A 21,846-nucleotide genomic window follows, 5' to 3' on the forward strand; every position below is an offset into this window, starting at 1 on the left:
GGGCTGCCGGCCGGCGATGCCTGGCTGTTCGTCGAGACCGGCGGGGCGTCGGCCGCGGAGGCGGCCGCCCGCGCGGCGGAGATCGTCCGGATCGCGGCCCCGGCGACCACGGGCCACGCGGTCGTCACCGACCCGGCTGGGCAACGCGCCCTGTGGCGCGTACGGGAGGACGCCGCCGGCACCGCCACGCGCATGCCCGACGGCCGCGAGGCATGGCCGGGATGGGAGGACTGCGCGGTGCCGCCGGAGCGTCTCGGGGCCTATCTGCGGGAGTTCCGGGCGCTGTTGGGGCGGTACGGGCTGCGCGGCGCGCCGTACGGGCACTACGGCGAGGGCTGCGTCCACGCGCGGATCGACTTCGACCTGCTGAGCACGGACGGCGTCCGGCGCTACCGGGAGTTCTCCGGCGACCTGGCCGATCTCGTCGTCGCCCACGGCGGCTCCCTCTCCGGCGAGCACGGCGACGGCCGGGCCCGCGCCGAACTCCTGCCCAGGATGTACGGGCCGGAGGTCGTCCGGCTCTTCGAGCGCTTCAAGGGCCTGTGGGACCCGGCCGACGGCCTCAACCCGGGCATGCTCGTCCGCCCCGGCCGGCTCGACGAGGGCCTGCGCTTCGACGTCCTGCCGAAGGGGCCGGTGCCCGTGCAGTTCGCCTATCCGGGTGACGGCGGCGACTTCGCGGGGGCGGTGCGCCGCTGCGTGGGCGTCGCGAAGTGCCGGGAGACGACGGTGGACACGGGCGTGATGTGCCCCTCCTACCGGGTCACCGGCGAGGAACGCCACTCCACGCGCGGGCGCGCCCGCCTGCTGCACGAAATGCTGGCGGGCGAGCGGGGCGGCGTGGTGACGCGGGGGTGGCGCTCGCCGGAGGTGCGCGAGGCGCTGGACCTGTGCCTGTCCTGCAAGGGGTGCCGGAGCGACTGCCCGGTGGGCGTCGACATGGCCACGTACAAGGCGGAGTTCCTCCACCACCACTACGCGGGCCGGTGGCGGCCCGCCGCGCACTACACGATGGGGTGGCTGCCCGTCTGGCTCCGGGCGGCCGCACGGCTGCGGGCCGCCCGCCCGCTCAACGCGCTCACGCGCTCCCCGCTGGCCGGGGCGGTGAAGCGCCTCGGCGGGATCGCGGCCGAGCGGGAGGTCCCGGTGGTGGCGGAGGAGACGTTCCGCGCGTGGGCGGCCCGGCACGCGCGCGTACGCGACGGCGGCGAAACGCGCGTCCTGTCCACCGATCAGGTGGTCGTGTTGTGGCCGGACACCTTCACCGACCACTTCACGCCATCGGTCGGCCGGGCCGCGGTGCGCGTCCTGGAGGACGCGGGGCAGGAGGCCGTGCTCCCCGGGCGCGCCGTCTGCTGCGGGCTGACCTGGGTGTCCACCGGCCAGCTCGACCGCGCCCGGAAGGTCATGCGGCGCACGCTCGACCGGATGGAGCCCGCGGCCGGACTCCCCGTCGTCGTCCTGGAGCCGAGCTGCGCCGCCGCCCTCCGCACGGACCTGCCCGAACTGCTGCCCGACGATCCACGGGCCCACGAACTCGCGGCCTCCGTCCGCACCTTCGCCCAGATCATCGAGGAACGGGCCCCGCACTGGGAGCCCCCGCGCGTCGACCGGCCGGCCGTCGGCCAGACCCACTGCCACCAGCACGCGGTCCTCGGCGACGCGGCCGAGCGGCGCCTGCGCGAACGGGCCGGGCTCGACGGCGAACTGAGCGGCGGATGCTGCGGACTGGCCGGCAACTTCGGCTTCGAACGCGGGCACTACGACGTGTCCGTCGCCTGCGCGGAGGAACAGCTGCTGCCGTCCGTCCGGCAGGCGCCGGAGGGCGCGGAAATCCTGGCCGACGGGTTCTCCTGCCGTACGCAGCTCGGTCAGCTGGCCGGGCGGCGCGGGCGGCACCTGGCGGAGGTGCTCGCGGAGGGCCTCCCCGCCGGGCGGCGGTCACCGGGTGGCGGGAAGGCCGAAAAATAAAGGCAAGCACGCTTGCTTGTTTCCTGGTGCGGTGCGACGCTCTCCCCGGACGGGGGCGTCGCTGCCGTGTTGTGATGACGGGCAGTCAACTTGCTTGCTGGTGAGGGGAGCCCGGAGTGATCGACCTGGTGGAGCTGCTGTCCGAGCTGCGGGCCGAAGGCGACGACCTGGACCGTCACGTGGCCGGGCTGCCCCCGGAGCGGTGGTCCGACGCCACGCCCGCCGCCGGGTGGACCGTCGCCCACCAGATCGCCCACCTGACGTGGACCGACGAGCGGGCCGTCCGCTCCGCCACCGACCCCGACGGCTTCGCGGCCGAGACCCGCGAGGCCCTCGCCGCACCCGACGACTTCGTCACCGAGGCCGCACGGCCCCTCGCACAGCTGCCGCCCGCCACCCTCCTGGACCGCTGGCGCGAGAGCCGCGCCCGCGTCCAGCGCGTGCTGGCGGAGGTGCCGCCGGGCGTGCGGCTGCCCTGGTTCGGGCCGCCGATGAGCGCCGCCTCGATGGCCACCGGCCGGCTCATGGAGACCTGGGCCCACGGCCAGGACGTGGCCGACGCCCTGGGGGTGCGGCGGGTGCCGACGGCCCGGCTGCGGCACGTGGCACGCATCGGGGTACGGGCCCGCGACCACGCCTACGCGGTGCGCGGGCTCACCCCGCCCGCCGAGGAGTTCCGCGTCGAACTCCTCGCCCCGGACGGCCGGACCGTCTGGGTGTACGGCCCCGAGGCCGCCGCCCAGCGCGTCACCGGCCCGGCACTCGACTTCTGCCTCCTCGCCGTGCGGCGCGCCCACCGCTCCGACCTGGCCCTGCGCGCCGAGGGCCCCGACGCGGACCGCTGGCTCGACATCGCCCAGGCGTTCGCCGGACCACCGGGAAGCGGGCGGGGGCCGCGGTTGCCGCGCGACGGCGGTGTCTGATGGCGGAACGTGGGCTGCCGGAGGCGGTGGCGTTACGGCTGGGGGCGGCGGGTCCGGCGGGCGTACCGCAGGGGTCCGGCCGTTCGGAGCGTGCACGACCGGGGCCCGCACGGCCGGGTCCCGCCGGTTCGGTGCCCGCCGGTTCGGTGCCCGCGCAGCCACCGACCGTACGGCCGCAGCCCGCTGGATCCGCGCGTCCGGGGTCGGCCGGTCGGGGACCCGTGCGGCCGGGGCTCGTACCGCCGGGGCCCCCGGGCCGGGAGGCCGTGCGTCCGGAGCCCGGAGGTCCGGACAGCCCCCCGCCGCCCCTGCGGATCGGCAACGCCTCCGGCTTCTACGGTGACCGCTTCGACGCCCTGCGCGAGATGCTCACCGGAGGTCCCCTCGATGTCCTCACCGGCGACTACCTCGCCGAACTGACCATGCTCATCCTCGGCCGCGACCGGCTGGCCGACCCCCGGCGCGGCTACGCCAAGACCTTCCTCGCCCAGCTGGAGGAAGGGCTCGGACTCGCCGTCGAGCGGGGCGTCAAGCTCGTCACCAACGCCGGCGGCCTCAACCCCGCCGGCCTCGCGACCGGGATCCGGGCCCTGGCCGACCGCCTCGGCATCGCCGTACGGGTGGCCCACGTCGAGGGCGACGACCTGCTGGGCGCCCGCGACTGGGGTACGGGCGTGCTCACCGCCAACGCCTACCTCGGCGGCGCCGGCATCGCCACGTGCCTGCGCGCGGGCGCCGACGTCGTCGTCACCGGCCGCGTCACCGACGCCGCGCTCGTCACCGGGCCCGCCGCCGCGCACTTCGGCTGGGCCCCCGGCGAACTGGACCGGCTCGCGGGCGCCGTCGTCGCCGGGCACATCCTCGAATGCGGGACACAGGCCACCGGCGGCAACTACTCCTTCTTCCAGGAGCTCGGCCCGGAGCACGACGTGCGCCGCCCCGGCTTCCCCCTCGCCGAGATCCACGCCGACGGCTCCGCCGTCATCACCAAGCACCCCGGCACCGGCGGCGCCGTCACCATTGGCACCGTCACCGCCCAGCTGCTGTACGAGACCGCCGGCCCCCGCTACCCGGGCCCCGACGTCACCGCCCGGCTCGACACCGTACGGCTCACGGACGACGGGCCCGACCGCGTACGCGTCGACGGGGTGCGGGGCGAGCCGCCGCCGCCCACGCTCAAGACCGGGCTCACCCGGGTCGGCGGCTGGCGCAACGAAGTCGTGTTCGTCCTCACCGGCCTCGACATCGAGGCCAAGGCGCGCCTGGTGCGCGACCAGCTCGACGCCGCCCTCGCCGGGCGCCCGCCCGCCGAGGTCCGGTGGACCCTCGCCCGTACGGACCGGGCCGACGCGCCCGTACAGGAGGAGGCCGGCGCCCTGCTGCGGCTCGTCGTGCGCGACCCCGACCCGGAGGCGGTCGGGCGCGCGGTCAGCGGCGCGGCGATCGAGCTCGCCCTCGCGAGCTACCCCGGCTTCCACGTCACCGCGCCGCCGGGCAAGGGGACGCCGTACGGCGTCTTCGAGGCGGCGTACGTCGACGCGGGTGACGTGCGGCATGTGGCGGTGCTGGCGGACGGGGAGCGGGTGACGGTGCCTCCGGCCGTTGGGGGCCGTGCTGATGCCGTCGGTCCGGCGCCGTTGCCTCCGCCGTGGCCCGGCGGTGGCACGCGGCGGGCGCCGCTCGGGCTCGTCGCCGGGGCCCGCAGTGGCGACAAGGGCGGGTCCGCGAACGTCGGCGTGTGGGTGCGGAGCGACACCGCCTGGCGGTGGCTCGCCCATGAGCTGACCGTCGAGACGTTCCGCCGGCTGCTGCCGGAGGTGGTCCCCTTCCGCGTCGAGCGGCACGTCCTGCCCAATCTGCGCGCCCTGAACTTCACCGTCGACGGGCTGCTCGGCGAAGGCGTCGCCTCCCAGGCCCGCTTCGATCCGCAGGCCAAGGCCCTCGGCGAGTGGCTGCGCTCGCGTTGTCTGGAGATACCGGAGGTGCTGCTGTGACCGTGCTGGCGTCCGGGCTCGATCCGACGAGCCCCGAGTACACGGCCGCCCGCGAGTCGATGCTCGCCAAGCTCGCCGAGATCGAGGCGGAGCACGCGAAGGCGCTGGCCGGGGGCGGCGAGAAGTACGTGGCCCGGCACCGTGCCCGCGGCAAGCTCCTCGCCCGTGAGCGGATCGAGCTGCTCCTCGATCCCGACACGCCGTTCCTGGAACTGTCGCCGCTCGCCGGCTGGGGCAGCGACTACGCCGTCGGCGCGTCCATCGTCACCGGCATCGGGGTCGTCGAGGGCGTCGAGTGCCTGATCACCGCCAACGACCCCACGGTGCGGGGCGGCGCCTCCAATCCCTGGACGCTGAAGAAGGCACTGCGCGCCCATGAGATCGCCCGGCTGAACCGGCTGCCGTGCATCGCCCTGGTCGAGTCCGGTGGCGCGGATCTGCCGAGCCAGAAGGAGATCTTCATCCCGGGCGGCGCGCTCTTCAAGGACATCACGCGGCTGTCCGCCGCCGGCATTCCCACGGTCGCCGTCGTCTTCGGCAATTCCACCGCCGGCGGCGCGTACGTACCCGGCATGTCCGACCACGTCATCATGGTGAAGTCCCGGGCCAAGGTGTTCCTCGGCGGGCCGCCGCTCGTGAAGATGGCCACCGGTGAGGACGCGGACGACGAGTCCCTCGGCGGGGCGGAGATGCACGCCCGGGTGTCCGGGCTCGCGGACTACTTCGCCGTCGACGAGGTGGATGCGGTGCGGCAGGCCCGGCGGGTCGTCGCTCGGCTCAATTGGCTCAAGGCGTCCAAGGGTTCCGTGGATGGCGTGAGGGAACCTGTGTACGACGAGGGTGAGCTTCTCGGTGTTGTTCCCGGGGATCTGAAAGTGCCCTTCGATCCCCGTGACGTCATCGCCCGGATCGTCGACGGGTCCGACTTCGACGAGTTCAAACCGCTCTACGGGGCCAGCCTGGTCACGGGCTGGGCCCGGCTGCACGGATACCCCGTGGGCATTCTCGCCAACGCGCGGGGCGTGCTCTTCAGCGCCGAGTCGCAGAAGGCCGCGCAGTTCATCCAGCTGGCCAATCAGCGGGACATCCCGCTGATCTTCCTGCACAACACCACCGGCTACATGGTCGGCCGCGAGTACGAGCAGGGCGGCATCATCAAGCACGGCTCCATGATGATCAACGCCGTCGCCAACTCCCGGGTTCCGCACCTGTCCGTCCTGATGGGCGCCTCCTACGGGGCCGGCCATTACGGGATGTGCGGGCGCGCCTACGACCCCCGGTTCCTGTTCTCCTGGCCCAGCGCGAAATCCGCCGTCATGGGGCCGCAGCAGCTCGCCGGGGTGCTGTCCATCGTCGCCCGCGCGTCCGCGGCCGCCGCCGGCCGGCCGTACGACGAGGAGGCCGACGCCGGACTGCGCGCGATGGTGGAGGGGCAGATCGAGTCGGAGTCACTGCCGATGTTCCTCTCCGGGCGGCTGTACGACGACGGGGTCATCGACCCCCGCGATACGCGGACCATGCTCGGGCTGTGTCTGTCCGCCGTCCATGGGGCGCCCGTCGAGGGTGCCCGGGGCGGATTCGGCGTCTTCCGGATGTGAGGGTTCTCTTGATTCGGTCCGTGCTGGTCGCCAATCGGGGCGAGATCGCCTGCCGCGTGATGCGGACGTGCCGGGAGCTGGGGATCTCCACGGTCGCCGTGCATTCCGACGCGGATGCGGGTGCGTTGCATGTGCGGTGGGCGGATTCCGCGGTGCGGCTGCCGGGGGCTGCGCCTGCTGATACGTATCTGCGGGATGATCTGGTGGTCGCCGCGGCGCTTTCCGCCGGTGCGGACGCCGTGCATCCGGGGTACGGGTTTCTGTCCGAGAACGCTTCCTTCGCTCGGGCCGTCACGGATGCCGGGCTGGTGTGGATCGGGCCGCCGGCCTCGGTGATCGAGGAGATGGGGTCGAAGACCCGGGCGAAGGCGGTGATGGCGGCGGCGGGGGTGCCGGTGCTGTCCTCGTTGGTGCCGTCCGCCGTTGTCGCGTCCTCTCTGCCGGTGCTGGTCAAGGCGGTCGGTGGTGGGGGTGGGCGGGGGATGCGGGTTGTCCGTGACCTGGCCTCACTGCCCGGGGAGTTGGCCTCCGCCGAGGCTGAGGCCGCCGCCGCGTTCGGGGACGGGGCCGTGTTCGTCGAGCCGTTCGTCGAGGGCGGGCGGCATGTGGAGGTGCAGGTCCTCGCCGACGGGCAGGGTGGCGTGTGGGCGCTGGGCACGCGGGACTGCTCGCTCCAGCGGCGCCACCAGAAGGTCATCGAGGAGGCTCCGGCGCCGGGGCTCCCGCCGTCGCTGCGGGACGCGCTGCACGGGTGGGCGGTGGACGCGGCGCGGGCGGTCGGGTACGTGGGTGCCGGCACGGTCGAGTTCCTGGTGGGGCGGGACGGGTGCGCGTACTTCCTGGAGATGAACACCCGGCTCCAGGTGGAGCATCCGGTCACGGAGTGCGTGTACGGGGTCGATCTCGTCGCCTGGCAGTTGCGTATCGCTGAAGGGTGTGTGCTGGGGGCGCCGCCGTCTGCTGTCGGGCACGCGGTGGAGGCTCGGTTGTACGCGGAGGATCCGGCGCGGGGGTGGCGGCCGCAGGCCGGGGTCGTGCACCGGCTGTCGGTGGGGGCCGGTGCGTGGGGGGAGCGGCGCCGGGGCCTCCGGGGCAGGAGTCCGGGGCCGTATATTTACGGGCCCGGCACCCGGAAACGCGACAGCGCCCCCACATCGGGCCCGCAAATACACGTCAGCGCCCCGGACCCCTGCCCCTCCGACCCCGTCACCTCCCGTGGTCCTTCGGCTTCCGGTGCCTTTCTCCGCGTCGACTCCGGTGTCGGCGACGGTGACGCGGTGGGCGTTCACTACGATCCGATGCTCGCCAAGGTCGTCGCCTGGGCTCCTACGCGGGAGGAGGCTGTGCGGTTGCTGGCCTTTGAGTTGGACCGTGCTGTTGTTCATGGGCCCGTCACCAATCGCGAGTTGTTGGTGCGGTCGTTGCGGCATTCCGCGTTTGCCGACGGGCTGGTCGATACGGGGTTCTACGGGCGGTACCTGCGGGAGTTGGTCGCTCCCGCGGGTGGCGATGAGGTGCGGATCGCTGCCCTTGCTGCCGCTCTTGCCGATGCGGCCTTCGCGCGGTCGCTGTCGTCGGTGCCGCATCGTGTGGGTGGGTGGCGCAATCTTCGCTCTCAGGCGCAGGTCAAGTCGTTTCGGGCCGAGCCCGGTGGTGAGGTCGTCGAAGTGCGGTATCGGGTGGGGCGGGACGGGGTGACCGCTGATGGTTTTTCCGGGGTTTCGGTGGTCTCTGCCGCTCCTGATGAGGTGCTGCTTGAGGTGGGTGGGGTTCGGCGGCGGTTCGGTGTGGGTTTTTATGGTGACCGGGTTTTTGTCGGGTCCTTTGGTTTTGTGTTGTTGTCGCGGTTTCCTGTGTCGGAAAGTCGCTCTGAAGCGGGGTCCCTGCTCGCCCCCATGCCCGGGACCGTTGTCCGTGTCGCGGACGGGCTGGCCGTCGGGGATTCCGTACTGGCCGGTCAGCCGCTGTTGTGGCTGGAGGCGATGAAGATGGAGCACCGCGTCGTCTCGCCCTCCTCCGGCACGCTCTCCGCTCTGCACGCCGTCCCCGGCCTTCAGGTCGAGGTCGGAGCTCTGCTCGCCGTCGTCGCCGAGAAAGAGGAGCCCCCGTCATGAGTCTTATCGAGTCCCAGGAACGCCAGGACCTGCGTGCCGCCGTCGGCGCGCTCGGCAAGCGCTACGGGCGCGACTACTTCGCCGGCGTCGTGCGGGACGGGAAGCATGCCGATGCCCTGTGGGAGGAGGCCGGGAAGCTCGGGTATCTGGGGGTCAATCTGCCGGTCGAGTTCGGGGGTGGTGGGGGCGGTATTTATGAGCTGGCTGTGGTTCTTGAGGAGTTGGGGGCTGCTGGGTGTCCGCTGTTGATGATGGTGGTCTCGCCTGCTATTTGCGGCACGGTGATCGCTCGGTTCGGTACCGACGCGCAGAAGCGGCGGTGGCTGCCCGGTCTTGCTTCGGGTGCTCTCACCATGGCCTTCGGGATCACCGAGCCCGAGGCCGGGTCCAATTCCCATCGCATCACCACCACCGCCCGGCGGGATGGTCAGGGGTGGGTGCTCAATGGGCGCAAGGTTTTCATCTCCGGTGTCGATGCCGCTGATGCCACCCTCGTTGTCGGGCGTGCCGAGGATGCGCGGACCGGGAAGCTCAAGCCTTGTTTGTTCGTGGTGGAGCGAGGGGCTCCGGGTTTTTCGTATCGCCCCATCCCCATGGAACTCGCCTCTCCCGAGAAGCAGTTCGAGCTGGTCCTCGACGAAGTGCGTGTTTCGGCCGACGGGCTGGTCGGGGACGAGGACGCCGGGCTGCTCCAGTTGTTCGCCGGGCTCAACCCCGAGCGCATCATGACCGCCGCCTTCGCCATCGGCATGGCCCGGTACGCCCTGGCCCGTGCCGTCGACTACGCCCGTACGCGCCAGGTCTGGCGCGAGCCCATCGGCGCGCATCAGGCCATCGCCCATCCGCTCGCCCAGTGCCATATCGAGGTCGAGCTCGCCCGGTTGATGACGCAGAAGGCCGCCGGTCTCTATGACGTGGGCGACGACGTGGGGGCCGGGGAGGCCGCGAACATGGCCAAGTACGCCGCCGCCGAGGCCACCGTGCGCGCCGTCGACCAGGCCGTCCACACCCTCGGCGGCAACGGGCTCTCCGCCGAGTACGGGCTCGCCTCCCTGATCACCGCGGCGCGGGTGGCCCGCATCGCCCCGGTCAGTCGCGAGATGATCCTCAACTACGTCTCGCATCAGACCCTCGGGCTTCCCAAGTCCTACTGAGTGAAGGTGGTTCCGTCCATGCTGGTTCGCCGCGCGCACGAGCACGGCATCACGACGCTGACCCTCGATTCGCCCCACAACCGCAACGCCCTGTCGGCGCGGCTCGTGGACGAGCTGCACGACGGGCTCACCGAGGCGGCCGGTGATCCCGGGACGCGGGCCGTGCTGCTCGCGCACACCGGGAACACCTTCTGCGCCGGCGCGGATCTGAAGGAGGCCGGCGCGGTGCCCCTGGGGCTCGTACGGCTGATGCGTGCCGTCGTCGAGCTGCCCAAGCCCGTCGTCGCCGCCGTCACCGGGCACGTCCGGGCCGGCGGGCTGGGGCTGCTGGGGGCCTGTGACATCGCGGTGGCCGGGGCCGGTGCCTCGTTCGCGTTCACCGAGGTGCGGCTGGGGCTGGCGCCCGCCGTGATCTCCATGCCGCTGCTGTCCCGGCTCGACGCGCGTGCCGCCGCCCGCTACTACCTGACCGGCGAACGGTTCGACGCCGAGGAGGCCGTCCGGATCGGGCTCGTCACCGTTGCCGGGGAGTTGGACCAGGTGCTGCCGGGCTTGCTCGACGGGTTGCGCCGGGGTTCCCCGCAAGGGCTCGCGGAGTCCAAGCGGCTGGTGACCGCCGAGGTGCTGCGCGCCTTCGACCGGGACACCGACGCGCTGGCGGAACGGTCCGCGTGGCTGTTCGCCTCGGACGAGGCGCGCGAGGGCATGACCGCCTTCCTGGAGCGGCGGGATCCGGTATGGCCACGGTGACCAAGGAACCCCGGCAGGACCGCAGCCGGGCCACCCGGCTGCGGTTGCTGGAGGCGGCCATCGCGTGCCTGGCCGAGCACGGGTGGGCCGGGTCCACGGTGTCCGTGGTCGCCGAACGGGCGGGGGTGTCGCGAGGGGCGGCCCAGCACCATTTTCCCACGCGCGAGGACCTGTTCACGGCCGCCGTCGAGTACGTCGCCGAGCAGCGGTCCGCCGCCCTGCGGGAAGCGCTGGACCCGGCGCGGCTCCTCCTGGGGCCCGCCCGTACGCAGCTGGTGGTCCGGGAGCTGGTCGGGCTCTACACCGGGCCGCTCTTCCGGGCCGCCCTCCAACTGTGGGTCGCGGCCGCCAACGAGGAGCAGTTGAGGGACCGGGTGACGGTTCTGGAGGCGCGGGTGGGGCGGGAGGTCCACCGTATGGCCGTGGAGCTTCTGGGAGCGGACGAGCAGCGGGCGGGCGTGCGGGAAAGTGTCCAGGGTTTCCTCGACATGGCGCGTGGGCTGGGGCTCGCCAACCTGCTGACCGATGACCGCGCCCGGCGGGAGCGGGTCGTCGAGCACTGGGCCGGACTGCTCGGGGAGGCGCTCACGGCCCGCTGAGACCTTTCGCCTCCAGGACACCTCCTGTCCATTCCGTTGTGGGGGCGGCGGGGCTAGCGTGCGGGCGACCCCGAGCCGAGGAGTTGACTCCCGTGTCCCCCATTACGCGCCGCACCTTCGTCGGAACGTCGGCCGCCGCCGCTGCCGCCATGACCGTCGGCACGTCCGGCCGTGCCTCCGCCGCCCCGGGCGGCGGGCCGGCCGACGTCCGGCACGTCGTCGTGCTGATGCAGGAGAACCGCGGCTTCGACCACTACTTCGGCGCACTGCGGGGCGTCCGCGGGTTCGACGACCGGCAGGGGCTGGTCTTTCCCGACGGGAGTTCCGTGCTGCGGCAGCCCGATCCCGCGCGCAAGGACGGCGGGTATCTGCTGCCGTACCGGATGGACACCACGCGCTACAACGCCCAGAACGCCGACGGTCTGCCCCACGACTGGAAGACCGGGCACGACGCGATCAACCACGGTGCGATGAACCGCTGGATATCCGCCAAGGGCGAGCGCAGCATGGGCTACTTCACCCGCGAGGACATTCCCTATCAGTACGCCCTCGCCGACGCGTTCACCGTCGCCGACCACTATTTCTGTTCCATGGCCGGGCCCACCGACCCCAACCGGCTGTACCTGTGGTCCGGTACGGCCGGGCCGGGCACCGACGGGACGACCGGGCCGTTCACCGACAACAGCGTCGTGACCGACAATCCCGTCGCCGACTGGACGACGTACGCGGAGCGGCTGGAGCGGGCGGGAGTGAGCTGGCGGGTCTATCACAATCCCGGCAAGGACGAGCGGTACGGCGACTACGACGACAACGGCCTTTCGTACTTCCGGCAGTTCCACGCCTTTCCGCACGACGATCCCCGGTACGTCAACGCGATGACCAAGTTCGACCTGAGCGCCTTCGACCGGCACTGCAAGGACGGCACCCTGCCGACGATCTCGTGGCTGGTGGCGCCCTATCTGTTCAGCGAGCACCCGGCGGCCAGCCCCGATTACGGCGCCGATTACGTCAACACCGCGCTCCAGTCGCTCTTCTCCAACCCCGAGGTGTGGAAGCACACCGTCTTCCTGGTGATGTACGACGAGAACGACGGCTATTTCGACCACGTCGTCCCGCCGTTCCCGCCCGCCGGCACCCCCGGTGAGTTCGTCGGCGGTCAGCCGATCGGGCTCGGCAACCGGGTGCCGCTGTGGGTCGTCTCGCCCTGGTCGCGGGGCGGCTGGGTGAATTCCCAGGTCTTCGACCACACCTCGGTGCTGCGCTTCATGGAGGTGGTGACGGGCGTGCGCGAGCCGAACATCAGCGCCTGGCGGCGGGCCGTGTGCGGGGACCTGACCAGTTGCTTCGACTTCGCGCGGCCGGACTTCTCCGTGCCCTCGCTGCCGGACACCAAGGAGCTCGTACGCAAGGCCGACGCGGGCCGCAGACTGCCCCCGGTGAAGCTCCCCGCCCAGGGCAAGCAGACCATTCCGGTCCAGGAACCCGGCACCCGCCCGTACCGGCCGTTGCCCTACGCGCCCGACGCCTCCGTCACCGTGGACGGGGGGAGGGTCGTGTGCGCGATGACGAACGCGGGCGGGGCGGCGTTCCACTTCACCGTCTTCCCGAACGCCCATCTGCCGTTCGCCGGAACGCCGTTCACCGTCGCGCCGGGTGAGCGGGCGGAATATGTGTGGCAGACGTCCGGGACCGGTGGCGCGTACGACTTCACGGTGTACGGCGCCGACGGATTCCTGCGTCGCTTCAAGGGCAGGGCCGGCGGGGCCCCGGTCCGCGAGCAGAGCGCGCGGGAGATGGCGGGGGTCTCCAAGGGGCGGTACGACGTCACCGTGACCGGCGCCGACGGCCATCTGCGGCGGGTCGCCGGCACCTGGTACTGAGCCGGCGGGCCCGGCGCGCACCGAGGCGACGCGCCGGGCCTCCGCTCAGGCGCCCGGCATGTCCTCGAAGCCCGTGACCTCGCGCGGGTTGCGCGGTCCGGGGCCCACATAGCGGGCCGAGGGCCGCACCAGGCGGCCCGTGCGCTTCTGCTCCAGGATGTGCGCGCTCCAGCCCGCCGTGCGGGCGCACGTGAACATCGAGGTGAACATGTGCGCGGGGACCTCGGCGAAGTCCAGGACGATGGCCGCCCAGAACTCCACGTTCGTCGCCAGGACACGGTCCGGGCGGCGGTTGTGGAGCTCCTCCAGGGCGGCCTTCTCCAGGGCCTGGGCGACCTCGAAGCGCGGCGCCGCGAGCTCCCTGGCCGTGCGGCGCAGCACGCGGGCGCGGGGGTCTTCGGCGCGGTAGACGCGGTGCCCGAAGCCCATGAGGCGCTCGCCGCGGTCCAGGGCCTGCTTGACGTAGGCCGTGGCGTCGCCCGTGCGCTCGATCTCCTCGATCATGCCGAGGACGCGGGAGGGCGCGCCGCCGTGCAGCGGGCCGGACATCGCGCCGACCGCGCCGGACAGCGCCGCGGCCACGTCGGCGCCCGTGGAGGCGATGACGCGGGCGGTGAAGGTGGAGGCGTTCATGCCGTGTTCGGCGGCCGACGTCCAGTAGGCGTCGACGGCCTTGACGTGCTTGGGGTCGGGCTCGCCGCGCCAGCGCTTCATGAAGCGCTCGACGACGGTCTCCGCCTTGTCGATCTCCCGCTGCGGCACCATCGGCAGGCCCTGGCCGCGCGCCGACTGGGCCACGTAGGACAGCGCCATGACGGCGGCGCGAGCGAGGTTGTCGCGGGCGGTGGCCTCGTCGATGTCCAGGAGCGGCTTGAGGCCCCAGACGGGCGCGAGCATCGCGAGGGCCGACTGCACGTCGACGCGGATGTCGCCCGAGTGCACCGGGATCGGGAACGGCTCGGCGGGCGGCAGCCCGGGGTTGAACGATCCGTCGACCAGCAGACCCCAGACGTTGCCGAAGGACACCTGACCGACCAGGTCCTCGATGTCCACGCCTCGGTAGCGGAGAGAGCCGCCTTCCTTGTCGGGTTCTGCGATCTCCGTCTCGAACGCGACGACTCCTTCGAGTCCGGGTACGAAGTCGGACATCAGGCGGCTCCTCATGACGTGTGCGACAGGCGGGCGCCGAGCCGGTTACGCGGCTGCGTGGCGCGGCTCGCGGTCCGTTTTCGGTCGACCCCGTATTGCCCGGTGCGGCTGTCTTTCACCCGGTTTCCGCGCCCGGTCCCGTCGGGCGGCGCGTATTCGGATTCCGGCCGGACACGATAGCTGTTGATGTGCGGGTTCCACAGCTTCCCGCTCTGCGATTTTGGAGGGTCCGCCACATGCGGGGAAGGGTGATGTCCGGCACACCGCCGCATTCTCCGGAGAAAGGATTACGGGAGCGCCGCACCGGGCATGATGATCGGCCCGCTTCGGGTGCGACGGCTGTTCCCGCCGTGGCCGGACTGCCAGGATGTGCGCGTGACCCACGCCGACGCGTTCGACGAATCCCCGGCCGCGGAGCTTCGCGGCGACGACCCGCTCGACCCGGCCGCCATGCGCCGGCAGTACCGCTCCGAGCACCTCCTGGAGGAGGAGCTCGCCGCCGGTCCGTACGAGCAGTTCGCGATCTGGTTCACGCAGGCCGCCGCGAGCGGCCTGCCGGAGCCCAACGCCATGGTCGTCTCCACCGCGGACGCCGACGGGCGGCCCAGCTCCCGCACCGTGCTGCTCAAGGGCTACGACGAGCGGGGCTTCGTCTTCTACACCAACTACGGCTCGCGCAAGGCCGTCGAGCTCGCGCGCAACCCGCACGTCTCGCTGCTCTTCCCCTGGTACCCGATCACCCGGCAGGTCGTCGTCACCGGCACCGCGCGGCGGGTGGAACCCGAGGAGACGGCCGCCTACTTCCGGTCGCGGCCGCGCGGCTCGCAGCTCGGGGCGTGGGCGAGCGCGCAGTCGACGGTGGTCGCCTCGCGCGCCGGGATCGACACGGCGTACGAGCGGATCGCCGCCCGCTTCCCGGAGGGCGAGCCGGTGCCGGTGCCGCCCGGGTGGGGCGGCTTCCGGGTGGTGGCGGAGACGGTGGAGTTCTGGCAGGGGCGGGAGAACCGCCTGCACGACCGGCTGCGGTACGTACGGGCCGGGTCCGGCTGGCGCGTGGAGCGCCTCTGCCCGTAGGACCGGGAGACGCAGACGATCCGTGGGCCGGTTACCGCCGCGCCCTGCGGCGCGACGGTGCCGAGCGGACGACTCGGCGGCCCACGGATCGGGTGACTGCTGGGATTGGCCGGCGGTGCCGGCGCTGCGCTTGGCGCGACGACGGGCGCTAGCCCGCAGTCACCTCACGCGTCCGGAGAGAAATCATGTTCCGAACCACCTCCCTTCTCGTGTGGGCATCAGCCTAGGAAGCGGCCCGGTGGCCTTCAACCGAATTTCCTGTGGCATCGATTTCCGCGAAGACGGTGTGGTGCCCATCACGGTCGAGTTGAATGCGGTCGTGCAGGACATGCGGACGCGGCCGGCAGGGGGTTTCTCGTGACCGCACCACACCAGCCCGGCCCGGCACGCCCGGAAGCAGTTCCCGGGTGCGGGCCCGGAGCGGAGGCGGCTGTCGACAGCGACGACTCGGACCTGCTCGCGGCGCTCCTGGACGGCATGGACGCCGCCCTGTGCGCCTTCGACGCCGACGGTACGGTCACGCACTGGAACCGCGAGGCCGAGCGGATACTGGGCTGGACCGCCGAGGAGGCCGTCGGGCGGCAGGGCCTGGCCGGCTGGGCGGTGCGGGCGGCGGACGCCGAGGAGGTCACCGCGCGGCTGTTCGGCGCGATGAAGGCGCCGGGCCGGCAGGTGCACGAGTTCGCGCTGCTCACCAAGGACGGCGGGCGGGTCCTGGTCCGTACGCAGCTGTCCGCCGTACCCGGCGCGGACGGCAGGGCGGCCGGCGCGTACTGCGCGTTCAGCGAGGTGCACACGCAGATCGACCTGGAGCGCTCGATCGCGCTGAGCGAGGCGCTGTTCGGCGACGCCTCCTGGGGCGTGGTCCTGGTCGACGCGGACCTGCGGCCCGCCCTCGCCAACGCGCACGCCGCGCGGGCGCTGCGCACGGGCCGCACGGCGCTGCTCGGCCGGCCGCTGGGCGAGCTCCTGGACCAGGGCGTGGAGGAGGTCGAGGGCGCGCTCCAGCACGTCCTGGCGGCGGGCGCGCCGCCCGCCCCCACCGACCTGTGGGTCACCCTGCGCGACCAGGGCGCAGCGCCGCCGGAGCGGCGCTGCTGGCGCAGTGGCTTCCTGCGGCTGGCCTCGCCGCTCGCGGAGGAGCCGGTGCCGCTCGGGGTGGCGTGGCTGTTCCTGGACGTGACGGCCGCGCGGCTGATGGAGCAGGAGAACGCCCGGCTGCGCTTCCGCGGCAGCCAGCTGCACCGGGCGGGCCGGGCCGTCGCCGAGTGCGAGGACCCCATGGAGGCCGCGTCCCTGTACCTGGACTTCGCGCTGGCCGGATTCGCGGACCACGCCCTGATCGACCTGCTGCCGGAGCCGGCGGAGGCCCCCGAGCCGCCGATCCGGCTCGTACGGGCGGTGGCGACGCCCACGAGCACGCCGGGCCCCGCCCCGACGATGGGCCGCGGCGGCCTCCCGCTGCCGTATCCGGACGCCCACCCCGCACTCCAGGCGGTCGAACGCTGCGGCTCGGTGCGCGCGGCCTCCGACTGCACGGAGAGCTGGGCAGGCGCCCGCAAATGGCCGGAGGGCACGGTGCACGCCCTCTCCACGCCCCTCCGCAGCCGCGGCCGCACACTGGGCGCGGTGACGTTCCTGCGGGGGGTGTCCCGCAGGCCCTTCGACCGGGGGGACGCGACGTACGCGGAGGACGTGGCGGCGAGGGTGGCGGCGGCGGTGGATCTGGCGACGACCAGCTCGGCCGGCTGACGCACCCCTGCGTTCCGGGTGGCCTTCGCCTTCCGGCCTGCGCCGAGGGCCCCACCCAGCTCGTGCCGGGCACAATCAGCCCGTCCGGCGCTTGAGGACCGGGGTCCGGGGCGGAGCCCCGAAACCACCCGCTCACCTAATGCCGGAAGAAGATCCGGTCCCCGTACTCGCTCATGACCCGCCCATTCCACTCGTGCCCGCCATCCACGTTCCCCGACCGCAGCATCGGCGGATCGATCCCCCGAGCCACGAGCTCCCCCACCGCCGCCGCGACCACCGCCTGCATCAGCGCACTCGTCACCACCGTCGAAGCCGGCCCGAACGCCCCCTCGACGCCCTCCGCGAGGAGCTCCGCGTCGCCGATGTCGATCTTGTTGTCGATGACGAGGTCGCAGTGGTCCTTCAGGAACGTCCCCGACACGTGCCGCGATTTCGTGTGCTCCGCGTAGGCCGGCGATGTGACGCCGATGACCGTCAGGCCCAGCGCGCGGGCGTTCATCGCCATCTCCACGGGCAGCGCGTTGCGCCCGGAGAGCGAGATGACGATCAGCAGGTCGCCCGGTTGCGCCGGGCTCGTGTCCAGGACCGCGCCGGCGAGGCCGTTCACCCGCTCCAGGGCGCTGCCGAGCGTCGCCGGCATGACGTCGAGGCCGACGACGCCGGGCACGGCGAGCAGGTTGATCAGGGCGAGCCCGCCCGCCCGGTAGACGACGTCCTGTGCGGGAAGCGAGGAGTGTCCGGCGCCGAAGACGAAGAGCCGGCCGCCGTCGGCCACCGTGCCGGCGATCAGGGAGCCGGCGGCGGCGATGTGCCCGGCCTCCTCGTCGCGCACCCGCTGCAGCAGCCCGATCGCGGCGTCGAAGAACTGCCCGGCCAGCTTGTTCTCGCTCATCGCTGCGGGGCTCCTTACCTGAAGATCCGGTGGCGCGTACGGTCTGGCGTACGCTCGTGGCGCGGATCACGTTGCGGTCTGGACCATCGCCCTGTCAATACGGCGGCTGCGGGCAAACCCGTACGCGGCACTGTTGTCAGTGATATGCGTCAGAATTGAGTCCAGGGGCCAGCGCACGACATATCAAGGGGCACGCATGTCCGGACTGATCGACACCACGGAGATGTATCTCCGCACCATTCTCGAGCTGGAGGAGGAAGGTGTGGTTCCGATGCGTGCCCGGATCGCCGAGCGGCTCGACCAGAGCGGCCCGACGGTGAGCCAGACCGTGGCGCGCATGGAGCGCGACGGCCTGGTCTCGGTCGCGGGCGACCGGCACCTGGAGCTGACCGAGGAGGGCCGCCGGCTGGCGACCCGCGTGATGCGCAAGCACCGGCTCGCCGAATGCCTGCTCGTCGACGTGATCGGCCTGGAGTGGGAGCAGGTGCACGCCGAGGCGTGCCGCTGGGAGCACGTGATGAGCGAGGCCGTCGAGCGGCGCGTGCTGGAGCTGCTGCGCCACCCGACCGAGTCGCCCTACGGCAACCCCATCCCGGGCCTGGAGGAGCTGGGCGAGAAGACCGAGCCGGACCCGTTCCTCAACGACGGCATGGTCAGCCTGATGGACCTGGAGCCGGGCACCGACGGCAAGACCGTGGTCGTGCGGCGGATCGGCGAGCCGATCCAGACCGACCCGCAGCTGATGTACACACTGCGCCGGGCCGGCGTGCAGCCGGGCGCGGTGGTCAGCGTGACCGAGTCGGCCGGCGGGGTGCTGGTGGGCAGCAGCGGTGAGGCCGCCGAGCTGGAAGCGGACATCGCCATGCACGTCTTCGTCGCCAAGCGCTGACCGCGCGGGCACGTCACGGGGGTCGCCGGCCGGCGACCCCCGTCGTGCTGTCCGCGTCGGCTTCCGCCCGGCCGGACGTCAACTCCCTTGAATCCGGCAGGAGTCGGCGTAAGGGGCGCGGAGGCGCCGCCGCCGTGCCACGCTGGCGCTGACGCATCTGCGCGGCACGCCGTCGTCCGGGGAGGGGGCACCGTGCGGCCAGTCCAGCGGCCGGGCATGGCGAGGGCCCCGGCGCCCTGTCGAGCTGCCGGGGCCCCTGCCTCCCCATATACCCCGTGGCGACCCGGAGCCCCGAGCTCCCAAGGTCTGCCGCGCGGACCTTTCTTCCCCGAGCGGTCCGCCCCCAGGTCGATACTCCCCGGGGTGCCGCCGGTCAACCCTTCAGGATGGTCACTCGAACGAGGGGTGTTGCGCGCGACAGCCACGCATTCGAATGTGAGTTCTCTATGGTGGAGCTGCTGCTCGGGGGAGAAGTGGGGGTGCCAGGACCGATGGTGCGGCGTTTCGACGTGAGCGGAAGCGGTGGGGTGCGGCTCGCGGCCTGGGAGTTCGCCGATCCTCCCAAGAGCGACGGCGCGGACGGCGAGCGGGGGCGCGGCGCGGTCCTGCTGCTGCACGGCCTGATGGGCCGGGCGGCGCACTGGGCGGAGACCGCCCGCTGGCTCTCCACGCGCCATCGCGCGGTCGCCCTCGACCAGCGCGGCCACGGCCGCAGCGCACGGCCCGCCGACGGCTCGTACACCCGTGAGGCGTATGTGGCCGACGCCCAGGCCGCGGTGGAGCGCCTGGGCCTCGCGCCCGTCACCCTCATCGGTCACGCCATGGGCGCCCTCACCGCCTGGCAGCTCGCCGCCCGCCGCCCGGACCTCGTCCGGGCCCTGGTCGTCTGCGAGATGCGGGCCTCCGCACTGGGTCCGGCCAGCCAGCGCGAGTGGAACGAGTGGTTCAGGTCCTGGCCGGTGCCGTTCGCGACGCTCGCCGACGTCCGCCGCTGGTTCGGCGAGGGCGATCCGGCCCTGGAGCGCCCCCGGCCGGCCCGCGGCGACTTCTACGCCGAGGTGATGGCCGAGCGCGCCGACGGCTGGCGCCCGGTCTTCTCCCGCCGTCAGATGCTGCACACCCGCGAGACCTACGTCCACGACGCCTACTGGGAGGACCTGGCCCTGGTCCAGTGCCCCACCCTCGTCGTCCGCGGCCTCGACGGCGAGCTGGGCCGCGCCGAGGCGCACGAGATGGTCCGGGTCCTGCCGCGCGGCGCCTACGCCGAGGTCGCCGAGGCCGGTCACCTCGTCCACTACGACGAGCCCGAGGGCTGGCGCCGGGTGGTCGAGCCCTTCCTCGAAACGGCGCTGCCGGCTTAGGCAGTGGCCGGCGGGTCTTCGGCTGCGGGCCGTCTGCGCCGCCTGCGGCGGCGGGGCGCCTGCGGGCGCGTCCTCAATCTCCCCCAGCTACCGCTGGGGGTGCCCCCAACGGGCTGAAAGCGGCTGAGCGCAGCCACATCAAGCCCGTCCGGCGATTGAGGACACCACCGCGCAGCGGTGGTGCGCACGACGGACGCAGCCCGGCGGAGGCGGCAGGCGGCCCCGCGCATTAATTCAACAGGCGTTGACATAACTTGCCGCCAGGTGTGCACTGGCAGTACGGCACGTCCGGCACCGCACCGCACCGCCCTCACCGAGGAGATGCCATGTCTTCCGTCACCGCTGACACGTCCGCCGAGGCCCTCGTCGTCGGGGCCGGCCCCACCGGTCTGCTGCTCGCCGGGGACCTCGCCGCCGCCGGTGTCCGCGTCGCCGTGCTGGAGCGGCGGGCCGCGGAGTCCAACCTCACCCGGGCCTTCGCCGTGCACGCGCGCTCGCTGGAGGTCTTCGACGCCCGGGGCCTCGCCGAGGAGCTGCTCGCCACCGGGACCTTCCAGGACCGGGTGCGCCTCTTCGGCCGGTCCCGGATCGACCTGTCGGACCTGCCCAGCCGCTTCCCGGGCGTGCTGCTGACCCCGCAGTACGAGACCGAGCGGATCCTGGAGGAGCGCGCCCTCAAGCTCGGCGCCGACATCCGGCGCGGCACGGAGGTCACCGGCCTCCGGCAGGACACCGACGGCGTCGACGTGGACGTACGCACCGACAGCGGCGTGGGCCGGCTGCGTGCCGCGTACGCGGTCGGCGCCGACGGCGTGCACAGCGCCGTGCGGAAGGCCCTGGGCATGCCCTTCCCCGGCCGGGGCGTGCTGCGGTCCGTCATGCTCGCCGACGTCCGCCTGGACACCGAACCCACCGGGCTGCCCGCCTTCGAGTCCGGCGCCGGCGGCTTCGCGTTCCTCGTGCCCTTCGGCGACGGCTGGTACCGCGTCATCGCCTGGGAGCAGGGCAGCCGGCTGCCCTCCGACGCCCCCGTCGACATGGACAACCTCCGCTCCGTCACCCGCGCCGCCTTCGGCACCGACTTCGGCATGCGCGACCCCCGCTGGACCTCGCGCTTCCACAGCGACGAACGGCAGGTGCCCCACTACCGCGACCGCCGCGTCCTCCTCGCCGGCGACGCCGCGCACGTCCACTCGCCCGCCGGCGGCATGGGCATGAACGCCGGCCTCCAGGACGCCGCCAACCTCGGCTGGAAGCTCGCCGCCGTCCTGCGGGGCCGGGCCGGCGACGCCCTGCTGGACAGCTACCACGACGAACGGCACCCGGTCGGCAGGCTCGTCCTGCGCCTCAGCGGCGCCATCGTCCGCGCCGCCCTGATCACCTCGCCGGTCGGCCGCGGCCTGCGCGACGCCGTCGCCGTCGGCCTGCGCGGCGTGCCCTTCGCCACCCGCAAGGGCGCCCTCCTGGTCTCCGGCATCGGCATCGACTACCCCGCACCGCCCGGCGCCCACCCGCTGACCGGCCGGCGCGCCCCCGACCTGCCGCTGGCGGAGACCGCGGACGGCCCCTCGCGGCTGTACGAGGCGCTGCGCGGCGGTACGCACGTACGCGTCCTGCCGCGCGGGGTGAGCGCGGCGCCCGAGCCGGGGGTCACCACGGTCACCCGCGCCGACGCCCGGCCCACCACCCTGCTCGTACGGCCCGACGGGCACGTGGGCGAGGCGTCGGAGCCGGCCGGCGGGTGAG

General features: G+C 73.1%; 17 protein-coding genes. 15 read left to right on the plus strand and 2 right to left on the minus strand.

Going from position 1 to position 21,846, the window contains the following annotated elements; genetic code table 11:
• The 9 genes from J7E86_RS06125 to J7E86_RS06165 form a co-directional block, all read left to right on the plus strand.
• Positions 1-1,971 (plus strand): FAD-linked oxidase C-terminal domain-containing protein (locus J7E86_RS06125; protein ID WP_215080478.1); only part of this gene is annotated, 1,971 nt, incomplete at its 5' end.
• Positions 1,972-2,087: 116 nt separating this feature from the next.
• Complete coding sequence (locus J7E86_RS06130; RefSeq protein ID WP_308312488.1) at positions 2,088-2,894, plus strand: TIGR03084 family metal-binding protein; 807 nt, start codon at positions 2,088-2,090, stop codon at positions 2,892-2,894.
• 266 nt (positions 2,895-3,160) lie between these two features.
• Positions 3,161-4,888: an acyclic terpene utilization AtuA family protein gene (locus J7E86_RS06135; RefSeq protein WP_215080479.1), complete on the plus strand. Its 1,728-nt coding sequence runs from the start codon at positions 3,161-3,163 to the stop codon at positions 4,886-4,888.
• Positions 4,885-6,486, plus strand: a complete 1,602-nt coding sequence (locus tag J7E86_RS06140) for an acyl-CoA carboxylase subunit beta (RefSeq protein ID WP_215080480.1) — start codon at positions 4,885-4,887, stop codon at positions 6,484-6,486. The genes J7E86_RS06135 and J7E86_RS06140 overlap by 4 nt, the downstream gene beginning before the upstream one ends.
• 8 nt (positions 6,487-6,494) lie before the next feature.
• A complete protein-coding gene (locus J7E86_RS06145) occupies positions 6,495-8,600 on the plus strand; it encodes a biotin carboxylase N-terminal domain-containing protein (RefSeq protein WP_215080481.1) in 2,106 nt (701 codons plus the stop codon).
• Positions 8,597-9,754 (plus strand): acyl-CoA dehydrogenase family protein, encoded by a 1,158-nt coding sequence (locus J7E86_RS06150; RefSeq protein WP_215080482.1) that lies wholly within the window; start codon positions 8,597-8,599, stop codon positions 9,752-9,754. The genes J7E86_RS06145 and J7E86_RS06150 overlap by 4 nt, the downstream gene beginning before the upstream one ends.
• 18 nt (positions 9,755-9,772) lie before the next feature.
• Entirely contained in the window at positions 9,773-10,504 is a 732-nt protein-coding gene (locus J7E86_RS06155; protein WP_215080483.1) for an enoyl-CoA hydratase family protein, read from the plus strand.
• Positions 10,492-11,103, plus strand: a complete 612-nt coding sequence (locus J7E86_RS06160) for a TetR/AcrR family transcriptional regulator (protein ID WP_215080484.1) — start codon at positions 10,492-10,494, stop codon at positions 11,101-11,103. Before J7E86_RS06155 ends, J7E86_RS06160 begins: the two co-directional genes overlap by 13 nt.
• 92 nt (positions 11,104-11,195) lie before the next feature.
• On the plus strand, positions 11,196-12,983 hold the full coding sequence (locus J7E86_RS06165; RefSeq protein ID WP_215080485.1) for a phosphocholine-specific phospholipase C: 1,788 nt from the start codon (positions 11,196-11,198) through the stop codon (positions 12,981-12,983).
• Between the two features lie 45 nt (positions 12,984-13,028).
• Here the strand turns inward: J7E86_RS06165 and J7E86_RS06170 are convergent, their stop codons facing one another.
• Entirely contained in the window at positions 13,029-14,132 is a 1,104-nt protein-coding gene (locus J7E86_RS06170; protein ID WP_215080486.1) for a citrate synthase 2, read from the minus strand.
• A 450-nt stretch (positions 14,133-14,582) separates the two neighbouring features.
• Between J7E86_RS06170 and pdxH the strand changes: the two genes are divergently transcribed.
• The 3 genes from pdxH to J7E86_RS06180 all read left to right on the plus strand — a co-directional run bounded on the left by pdxH (position 14,583) and on the right by J7E86_RS06180 (position 16,958).
• A complete protein-coding gene (gene pdxH / locus J7E86_RS06175; protein ID WP_251018739.1) occupies positions 14,583-15,206 on the plus strand; it encodes a pyridoxamine 5'-phosphate oxidase in 624 nt (207 codons plus the stop codon).
• A 238-nt stretch (positions 15,207-15,444) separates the two neighbouring features.
• The gene (locus tag J7E86_RS31550; protein ID WP_285439649.1) at positions 15,445-15,567 is read left to right on the plus strand and encodes a hypothetical protein; all 123 of its coding nucleotides are present in this window, start codon (positions 15,445-15,447) and stop codon (positions 15,565-15,567) included.
• The gene (locus tag J7E86_RS06180) at positions 15,564-16,958 is read left to right on the plus strand and encodes a PAS domain-containing protein (protein ID WP_215080487.1); all 1,395 of its coding nucleotides are present in this window, start codon (positions 15,564-15,566) and stop codon (positions 16,956-16,958) included. The genes J7E86_RS31550 and J7E86_RS06180 overlap by 4 nt, the downstream gene beginning before the upstream one ends.
• A 136-nt stretch (positions 16,959-17,094) precedes the next feature.
• Here the strand turns inward: J7E86_RS06180 and J7E86_RS06185 are convergent, their stop codons facing one another.
• A complete protein-coding gene (locus J7E86_RS06185) occupies positions 17,095-17,850 on the minus strand; it encodes an SIS domain-containing protein (RefSeq protein WP_215080488.1) in 756 nt (251 codons plus the stop codon).
• 196 nt (positions 17,851-18,046) lie between these two features.
• Here J7E86_RS06185 and J7E86_RS06190 point away from each other — a divergent pair, with 196 nt between their 5' ends.
• The 3 genes from J7E86_RS06190 to J7E86_RS06200 all read left to right on the plus strand — a co-directional run bounded on the left by J7E86_RS06190 (position 18,047) and on the right by J7E86_RS06200 (position 21,845).
• A complete protein-coding gene (locus tag J7E86_RS06190; protein WP_215080489.1) occupies positions 18,047-18,739 on the plus strand; it encodes a metal-dependent transcriptional regulator in 693 nt (230 codons plus the stop codon).
• A 491-nt stretch (positions 18,740-19,230) separates the two neighbouring features.
• Entirely contained in the window at positions 19,231-20,100 is an 870-nt protein-coding gene (locus J7E86_RS06195; protein ID WP_215080498.1) for an alpha/beta fold hydrolase, read from the plus strand.
• A 326-nt stretch (positions 20,101-20,426) separates the two neighbouring features.
• Entirely contained in the window at positions 20,427-21,845 is a 1,419-nt protein-coding gene (locus J7E86_RS06200) for an FAD-dependent monooxygenase (protein ID WP_215080490.1), read from the plus strand.
• The last annotated feature ends 1 nt before the right edge of the window (position 21,846 follow it).

This window comes from Streptomyces sp. ISL-11 (assembly GCF_018614525.1).
Lineage (GTDB): Bacteria > Actinomycetota > Actinomycetes > Streptomycetales > Streptomycetaceae > Streptomyces.

What these genes read in the sequence shown, in the direction of transcription:
- J7E86_RS06150 (WP_215080482.1), top strand. Translation starts at nt 8,597, where the DNA reads ATGAGTCTTATCGAGTCCCAGGAACGCCAGGACCTGCGTGCCGCCGTC.
- J7E86_RS06155 (WP_215080483.1), top strand. Translation starts at nt 9,773, where the DNA reads ATGCTGGTTCGCCGCGCGCACGAGCACGGCATCACGACGCTGACCCTC.
- J7E86_RS06160 (WP_215080484.1), top strand. Translation starts at nt 10,492, where the DNA reads ATGGCCACGGTGACCAAGGAACCCCGGCAGGACCGCAGCCGGGCCACC.
- J7E86_RS06170 (WP_215080486.1), bottom strand. Translation starts at nt 14,132, where the DNA reads ATGTCCGACTTCGTACCCGGACTCGAAGGAGTCGTCGCGTTCGAGACG.
- pdxH (WP_251018739.1), top strand. Translation starts at nt 14,583, where the DNA reads ATGCGCCGGCAGTACCGCTCCGAGCACCTCCTGGAGGAGGAGCTCGCC.
- J7E86_RS06185 (WP_215080488.1), bottom strand. Translation starts at nt 17,850, where the DNA reads ATGAGCGAGAACAAGCTGGCCGGGCAGTTCTTCGACGCCGCGATCGGG.
- J7E86_RS06190 (WP_215080489.1), top strand. Translation starts at nt 18,047, where the DNA reads ATGTCCGGACTGATCGACACCACGGAGATGTATCTCCGCACCATTCTC.
- J7E86_RS06195 (WP_215080498.1), top strand. Translation starts at nt 19,231, where the DNA reads ATGGTGCGGCGTTTCGACGTGAGCGGAAGCGGTGGGGTGCGGCTCGCG.
- J7E86_RS06200 (WP_215080490.1), top strand. Translation starts at nt 20,427, where the DNA reads ATGTCTTCCGTCACCGCTGACACGTCCGCCGAGGCCCTCGTCGTCGGG.